The organism is Vibrio sp. 1-1(7) (genome assembly GCF_013048485.1).
In the GTDB taxonomy this organism is placed as follows: domain Bacteria; phylum Pseudomonadota; class Gammaproteobacteria; order Enterobacterales; family Vibrionaceae; genus Vibrio; species Vibrio fujianensis.
On the sequence record NZ_VHSP01000002.1, the window covers coordinates 827386 to 834663 of the forward strand.

At 38.1% G+C, this 7278-nt stretch carries 8 protein-coding genes; 4 read left to right on the forward strand and 4 right to left on the reverse strand.

From position 1 onward, the window contains the following. Positions 1 to 320: 320 nt before the first annotated feature. Both FKN05_RS11530 and FKN05_RS11535 read left to right on the forward strand, forming a co-directional pair. Positions 321 to 740 (forward strand): universal stress protein, encoded by a 420-nt coding sequence (locus FKN05_RS11530; protein WP_099611327.1) that lies wholly within the window; start codon positions 321 to 323, stop codon positions 738 to 740. A gap of 407 nt (positions 741 to 1147) precedes the next feature. Next, a complete protein-coding gene (locus tag FKN05_RS11535) occupies positions 1148 to 2341 on the forward strand; it encodes a hypothetical protein (RefSeq protein WP_170887536.1) in 1194 nt (397 codons plus the stop codon). Between the two features lie 866 nt (positions 2342 to 3207). Here the strand turns inward: FKN05_RS11535 and FKN05_RS11540 are convergent. The 3 genes from FKN05_RS11540 to FKN05_RS11550 form a co-directional block, all read right to left on the reverse strand. After that, on the reverse strand, positions 3208 to 3780 hold the full coding sequence (locus FKN05_RS11540) for a hypothetical protein (RefSeq protein ID WP_170887537.1): 573 nt from the start codon (positions 3778 to 3780) through the stop codon (positions 3208 to 3210). Between the two features lie 110 nt (positions 3781 to 3890). Then, positions 3891 to 4406, reverse strand: coding sequence for a lipocalin family protein (locus FKN05_RS11545; RefSeq protein ID WP_099611330.1), 516 nt, complete (start codon positions 4404 to 4406; stop codon positions 3891 to 3893). Between the two features lie 144 nt (positions 4407 to 4550). Next, the gene (locus tag FKN05_RS11550; protein WP_170887538.1) at positions 4551 to 4907 is read right to left on the reverse strand and encodes a DUF6404 family protein; all 357 of its coding nucleotides are present in this window, start codon (positions 4905 to 4907) and stop codon (positions 4551 to 4553) included. A 317-nt stretch (positions 4908 to 5224) separates the two neighbouring features. Here FKN05_RS11550 and FKN05_RS11555 point away from each other — a divergent pair, with 317 nt between their 5' ends. After that, the gene (locus FKN05_RS11555; RefSeq protein WP_004394087.1) at positions 5225 to 5497 is read left to right on the forward strand and encodes a type II toxin-antitoxin system TacA family antitoxin; all 273 of its coding nucleotides are present in this window, start codon (positions 5225 to 5227) and stop codon (positions 5495 to 5497) included. Beyond that, on the forward strand, positions 5494 to 5991 hold the full coding sequence (locus tag FKN05_RS11560; RefSeq protein ID WP_010319335.1) for a GNAT family N-acetyltransferase: 498 nt from the start codon (positions 5494 to 5496) through the stop codon (positions 5989 to 5991). The genes FKN05_RS11555 and FKN05_RS11560 overlap by 4 nt, the downstream gene beginning before the upstream one ends. A 590-nt stretch (positions 5992 to 6581) precedes the next feature. Here the strand turns inward: FKN05_RS11560 and FKN05_RS11570 are convergent. After that, positions 6582 to 7136, reverse strand: a complete 555-nt coding sequence (locus tag FKN05_RS11570; protein WP_245869045.1) for an alpha/beta fold hydrolase — start codon at positions 7134 to 7136, stop codon at positions 6582 to 6584. Positions 7137 to 7278 lie beyond the last annotated feature (142 nt).

The window sequence follows — 7278 nt, forward strand, 5'->3', positions numbered from 1 at the left end:
TATATAACTCGTAGCAATGCATTGACGCCTCGCCAGTGAGCGTATTCTCGCTGGCTTTTTCCTTTTATTTTCCGAAAAAACGCCCTAGTGAATCGCAACTCAATGTTTTCAGCCACTTTCTACATTTTCTATTGTTATAAGAATAAATCGCTTTAGAAACAAAAAATCAGTATTGCTCATTTATACGCTTGTCAAACGACTCGGCGCACTAAATTGCGCGTTTATTAAACAATAACTTTGCTGTTTTGCAACCACGTCGACACTATTTTTTCGCATTACCATTATGATAAAAGTAGTTTCCCCAATACAGGAGTGTAGTCATGGCATACCAACATATTTTAGTTGCACTGGACTTGTCTGATGACAGTCAATTACTTATTGATAAAGCAATTTCATTTGCCAAACAACTTAATGCCGATGTTTCTCTGATCCACATTGATGGCGCTATTGGAGAAATCTATCCAGATTTAGTAGATATTCAGGCTAATCCTGATCATCGACCATTAACGGAGCATTCCAATCACCGTCTAAGGGAGCTGCAAAAATATACTAACTTCCCCATCCAACACTTTTATGTCGGAACAGGCGATTTAAGTAATAAGTTAGAAAAGATCATCAATGAGAATGGTTTTGATCTACTCATTTGTGGACATCACCATGACTTTGTTAGTCGACTACTTTCTTATTCTAGAAGCCTGATCAACCACTCTCCTATAGATATATTGGTGGTTCCTATGTAGCGGTTGACCTAATAAATATCCAATTGAGGGGTACGGTAACTTCGGTATCACGTAATCACTAGAGGGAATTGCTCAGATGCCCTTATTACGCATACTCCAAAGGATACATCTTCGATTGGTATTATCTATCGCCCTAACCAGTTTGGTTCGCCTACTCCTGTTGCCGATAAACGGATACTAAAAGTGAGTTTCATCAATCATACGATGCAATCTCCTCAATAGCCGTTTATCAGCAGCTAATACCACCTTAGCTTTAAAGTGGTTTCTACATTTTCTCGTCATAATCTGATCCAATCTTTCTGGGGACAATGAAAACAAAGTAATCATTTAAAGTCATGTTAAAAAATCGACAGCCTCTTCTCAATTTTTGATATATTGCTATCATCATATTATTTTTGTGAGTTAACATGCTGCAACATCAATACAGTGAGTCTGCGTGGACTGGGAAGCAACCAGACTGTTATGAACCAGATTTGTCAAATTTACCTAAATTACCGCTAACACCACCTTGGTTAAAAGAACTTAGTGTAGGACTTAATTGTCTCTATGTTTTGGTTATAATCATGGTACCTCTTTCTATTATTGCTACATTAATTTTACTCTTTAGCTCTGGTTTTTATGTCGACCGTATACTGATTAATTCAATGATGAAACCTCTGGTTATCGCTTGGTTGATTAATCTAATTCTTATCGTTATTACTGTCTTTTTATTCCGAACTCAAAAAAAACATCGAGAGCATTGTGAAATGAAATATGACGATCTTGCTCATAATTTTACACAATCCATGCTGATATATAAATGGGTTTATAATGGCATGAGTATTCCCACTACTACAATGGGTTTTATGGAATTAACTCCGAGCGTTTGGAAGCAACGAGGAATGGCGGATAAATTTGGACGCACGTTTTTTGATTGGAACCATATAAAATTAACCGTTTATGATTATTCGACCACTCGTTTTAAAAAGTGGCTTAAAATATGTAGGAAGGCTAATTTTATCATTTTTCCACTGCTTGGCTGGTCTTATATTATGCAGATGATTCATGAAGATGTATTCCTTCCTCCTTATATTCTGTTACTGGTATTACAAACGTTATTGTTGTTTTCTGGACGTTTTATATACGCTAGAGAAAAGCAGGTAAAACTTTATGAATACAACCGACATACTGGGCAAGTAAGCAAGTTTGATCCATCAGGAAATCAATTATGGAGTTATCCTTTTTCAGAATTTAATATGTATGTGAGATACCAGCCTGGTTCCGGGCAGGCCGATCGCAGCCCTTCCTATATTCCTTATATGATTCATCGCTATTCACCACACTGGAAAGTGGAAGACATTATTAGTTTTAATCCTCCTTGGACAACGCATTCTGACAGGCAAAGTACCAAAGAGTTAATGGATACTTTGATAGCCTTTATGAATGTTACATTACCGTTACCACAGTGTCTTGCGTTGCAGGCGTGCCGACATTTAGATTCAACGACACAGAGATTAGAATCAACTGAAGCTGGCAATAGAATCGATTTTTTATCTATGTCAGATAAAGAATACAAAGACATGCTATTTCAAATTTGGAAGGCGAGGCAAAGTGCTTATTGAGTTGTTTTTGCTATTCCATACCACACGAGTTTCAAAAACAGGCCAGCAACACTTTCTAATCCCATATACTCACCAACGAATTGCTCATTTTGGATAGCCGTAGGTAACTTTTGATGTAATAAACAATCGTTTCGCTCAAGACTATTTTTTAGCAGTGGCTCATTAAAAACGAAGCAGATTCCTGACAATTGATCTTCGTAATGAGTCCACATTCGTTATTTTTCTTCGACATCCTTACCTTTTTCGTCGGTCGCCATATAGAGCATTGCTTTAACTTTTCAATATCTGGTACACAGTCGATAATTACAGGAGTATCACTGGGCAAAAGTCCAAACATTTTTTCTGTCGCGTTGTTAAACTTGTCAAGTGACGAGTATAAGGAGTGCTTCTTTAGTGCTGCAAGTGAATTCAAGTTAACTGTTTGAAATGTGTATAATACCACTTTTGTCCCCAGTCCTTATAACGCCGAGTTAGGTAGTGAGTCACGCAGACCACTGCACTTAACGTATTGTGTCGTATAGACTAAAACTGAAGTAAGTTCAAAATGCCGAGCGTGTGGAATCTGCCTTAAATGCTGGTATGTATTTCCAAAAATTCGACGGAAGGCATTTTGAGCAGATAACCAATAAGGCCAAAGCTAGCAACTATGACCACATCGGCATATTGAGTCTGGAATTTAACGTCTCGCGTCTCTCAAGCTCAAACCAGTAATATTTCTCGTAATACTCTACTCGCTTATCTATGTCCAAAACTTACCTCAATTTCAAAGAATCATAATACCCGCTTAAGGGGTAAGTAATGTACTGAAAAAGCTACCGCATACTATCGTAGTCACGAAACTCATCTCATGCTGAAAATGCTATACATTACGAATCCTTCTTAAGCAGTTTGTTGGTTTTTTCGGACTCGAAATGCTTGAGCAGTTTTTCTACGCTGAATTTAAGTAATAGCTTGTCGATATCAGTAAATTCTCCTTCATTTATGATTATTTCATTTAGTTGATAGCCAGAATCTAACTGGACAAGGTACTTTTTAAAATCGATTTGCTTCCTAGTTTCGTTAAAAATTGTTGCTAACTCGGGTTCATTTATAGTGATCGAATCTATCTTCCACTTAAAACCAGTCCGTTTAATCACAAATAGCTCGGTTACATAGTCGAGATCATTTGATAGCTTAAAAAAACTACTTTTCTCAGTCTGTGACAGGTTTAAGCTAACCCTTATCCCTTGATTATTGATAAAAGGAAACCAATAATTTTCTTTTTTGAGATTGATGAAAAAATTGCTACCGTTAAATAAATCAAATCTCTTCAGCAAGCTAACAGTGAAAACAAACATATCTTGATCACAGTGTGAATCGAAGTTTTGGGCGTTATCAGTAACAATCTTAATGCATTCGCTTGAGAAGTCTTCCTTTTTAAGCTTGATAAATAATTCCAAATATCTTGTTCATAAACAATCCTTTGAACTTAAACTAGCCAGCCGTAACCTCAAATGCCAACCAAACCAAAACTGCCAAGCGTTGACTGTCCCTCTTAAATGTTAGGTATTTATTGCTGCTGAACGTAAATGAGCCGATTTGTATCAAAACCACGCTCTTTCGACATCTGAACGAACTTCTCAACAATATCACGTTCGACGGTCGGCGTTCTTGAAAGTAACCACAGATATCCTGTATTCGGTCCTGAAACAAACGCATAACTATAGTTTTCACGATCTAACTCAAAAATCACATAGGAACCATAAAATGGGCCAAAAAATGAAACTTTTAGATAGCCGTCTATTGGACTATTCACAAAGTAAGCTTTGCCTTCAGCTTCCTTCCACTCATCTTTATCTTTAGAATAACCACGATTAAGAACCGAAATACCACCATCATTTCGAATACTGTATTCCGCTGTAACCTGACTTAAACCTCTTTCAAATGAGTGATCGAGTCGAGCAATCTCGTACCACTTACCTAAATAATTGTTCAGTTCAAAATCCGATACTGGTTTTACTGATTCGGGCATACCCAAGCAACCATTCAATAAAACCGAGCAAAAAATCAAAAAGATAGCTCTCATGATGCCTCCAAATACCTAACGCCGCGTTAAGTGGTGAACAACGCTACCACTGAACCTAAACCATTATGACGTAAACACTAAAACCGACTTAAACCAAAACTGCCAAGCGTTGTGAATCCGTCTTAAACTCTTTGTTATGGCGCTTTACTCGTAGTGTTGATGACACCATTTTTCCCAGTTTGTTTCACCCAAAAGCTTTCGAGCCTTAATAGTGCGAAATACGTTGATAATTCCCATACAAATGCCAAATAGAGATGATGAGACAAGATAAGTTACCCAATTTTCTGGCTCTGAATGCCAAAAAAACACCCACATCAACGCCCCCCATAGTAGCCCCATAAATAAACCATGTGTTATAAGTATTTTTGCAGGCGATTGAAAAACTAAAGGTTTTTTAGAAGGGTCTTTGTATTTAGACCAAATAAATGCAGTTGGCTTAGTTAAATCTGCTGGGACACCCTTCTCAATCAAGTGCTTTTGAATAAATTCTGCCTTTTCCATCTTCACCTCACTATACGTACGCCAATTTGAATTATAAGGCTTTAGCACAATTTATCGAGAATGCTGATTGAAGTGCTGCGACTGACTTCAAAGCCTGACTGCGCCATAACGCCCGCTTAAGGGGCTGACAACGCTACTACCAAGTTTCCGCATAACACCGTAATCATCAAAATCAACGCATAATGAAAATGCCGCGCGTTGGAAGTCCCTCTTGAAGCGTTTGTTAGCTTGCGTGCCAAAGTGACACAATAATTGCTTTTTGTATATTTAAACACCATAATAAGGATGTGACATTTTGACACAAAGGAGAACACATTATGGCTACCACTTTACCTCGTATCACTGCGAGAGTTGATGTCGATACACAAAACTTATTAACCAAAGCGGCTGCTCTCGCTGGCATGTCTAGTATTAACTCATTTGTACTCAATGCTGCAATCGAAAAAGCAAAACAAGTGATTGAACGTGAGCAAACACTAAAATTAAGCCAAGCAGACGCCATTTTACTTATGGAAGCTCTCGATAAACCAACAACATTAAATCAAAAGCTTAAAACTGCCGCCGAACGTTATGAGACCAAAAACCAATGATGAAAACGGTATTACTCGATAAAGATAAACACGACAGAAACCGATTCAACTGCGGAATTGATGCGCTTAATAACTATTTGAAAGTCATGGCAAGTCAGCAGGCTAAAAAAGATAATACCCGAACATTTGTTTTAGAGGATGAAAATAATACCTCACTTATCATCGGTTTTTACACTTTAACAATGACACCCATTGACCTAAAAGCATTGCCCGATAAGTTACAGAAAAAGCATCAGTCATCAACGTCTGGCGGACTCATTGCTCGCTTAGCTATCGATGAGCGCTATAAAGGTAAAGGATTTGGCGAGTGGTTACTTATCGATGCTCTACGAAAACTACTAGCCGCTAGTGATAGCGTGGCATTCCCCGTCGTTATTGTTGACGCAAAAGATGGCGCTAAACATTTCTATGAGCGCTATGGTTTTAAAGCGTTTCAAGATGCAGAAAATAAGCTATTTATCACCATTTCAGATATTAGGGCAAGTTTAGGCTAGTATTGCTAGCGTTTAGCAAGCTAACGCCCGCTTAAGGGGCAGCCAACGCAAACAACTGCGCTCAAATTAACCAACCGTAACCTTAAATGCTCAACCAAACCAAAACTGCCAAGCGTTGACTGTCCCTCTTGAATGCTTTGTTATGTAACTTTGCTAACTATTTCAAAGCATTACAAAGAACAACATTGCCAAATATCGTTTAACTTACATGAAAAGTTAGCAGTAACCCAGTAGAATTTGCGTGGCAACGACGAAACTGCGAGCCCTAGTTCAAAGAAAAAAGTGACTGCCACCAAGCTTATCGCAAACTCGCTTTACCATTGAAGCCAGAGTAAAAAACTCGAAGAACAAGAAGCCGAAAGTTAAATCAACATGCATGAAACTCGCTCAGACAAAGTCGACATTGAAATTAGATCAATCATAAAAAATATCTACTTTTCAATGCATTGTGGTCTTTTTTCTTTACGGTTACATAACGCCCGCTTAAGGGGCAGACAACGCTACTACTAACTTTCCGCATAACACCGTAATCACAAAAATCAACGCATAGTAAAAATGCCACGCGTTGGCTGTCCCTCTTGAAGCGTTTGTTAGCCCTTTTTGCCCAGTAAATCAATTAGTAAACTCGAAAACTTTTCTGGATTTTCTTGAGGCAACATGTGAGATTCATTTTCAATAACCACCAATTTTGAGTGTCTTAAAGCTCGTGCATCACTCTGCGTTGCCAGCTTAAATAAGTCTCGTGTTTTATCGCCATGTCCAAATATCAAAGACAGATCGATATTCGATAGACTTTGGGCATCAATCGATGGATGTTCTTGCTGATTTAGTTGCAAAGGCAATGTATAAGCTTGCTTTAACTGTAAACTCTTCACCTCAGTTGGTTGCTTATCGAAGTAACCATGACAATTCCCAGAACCGTCAATCAATGATTCAACAGCTAAACTCAAATTCCCTTGATTTACATGATTAAAAACAGGCTCAAACATTGACTCTGCATCCGCAACCCAAGTTTTCATTTCATCTTCTTGAACACAACCGGGATATCCCGGCTCATACAAAAATACTTTAGACAATGGCAATTGAGACGTTGCTATCATGTTCAATACAACATCTGCACCATAAGACCAACCAACAACATTCACGGGCTTATCTGAATATCAACGATCACCGAAAACTGATCCACTTTTAGCTTAAAAACGATCAATCAAAATTGATCCACCCTTTTACTCAGGTATTGCTCCTGAACGTCGTTTATCTTTCAATCGATAGCTATCACCACTTAAC

Bases quoted from the DNA above. Each gene is read 5' to 3' on its own strand.
- FKN05_RS11530 (WP_099611327.1), top strand. From the start codon at position 321: ATGGCATACCAACATATTTTAGTTGCACTGGACTTGTCTGATGACAGT.
- FKN05_RS11535 (WP_170887536.1), top strand. From the start codon at position 1,148: ATGCTGCAACATCAATACAGTGAGTCTGCGTGGACTGGGAAGCAACCA.
- FKN05_RS11545 (WP_099611330.1), bottom strand. From the start codon at position 4,406: ATGAGAGCTATCTTTTTGATTTTTTGCTCGGTTTTATTGAATGGTTGC.
- FKN05_RS11550 (WP_170887538.1), bottom strand. From the start codon at position 4,907: ATGGAAAAGGCAGAATTTATTCAAAAGCACTTGATTGAGAAGGGTGTC.
- FKN05_RS11555 (WP_004394087.1), top strand. From the start codon at position 5,225: ATGGCTACCACTTTACCTCGTATCACTGCGAGAGTTGATGTCGATACA.
- FKN05_RS11560 (WP_010319335.1), top strand. From the start codon at position 5,494: ATGATGAAAACGGTATTACTCGATAAAGATAAACACGACAGAAACCGA.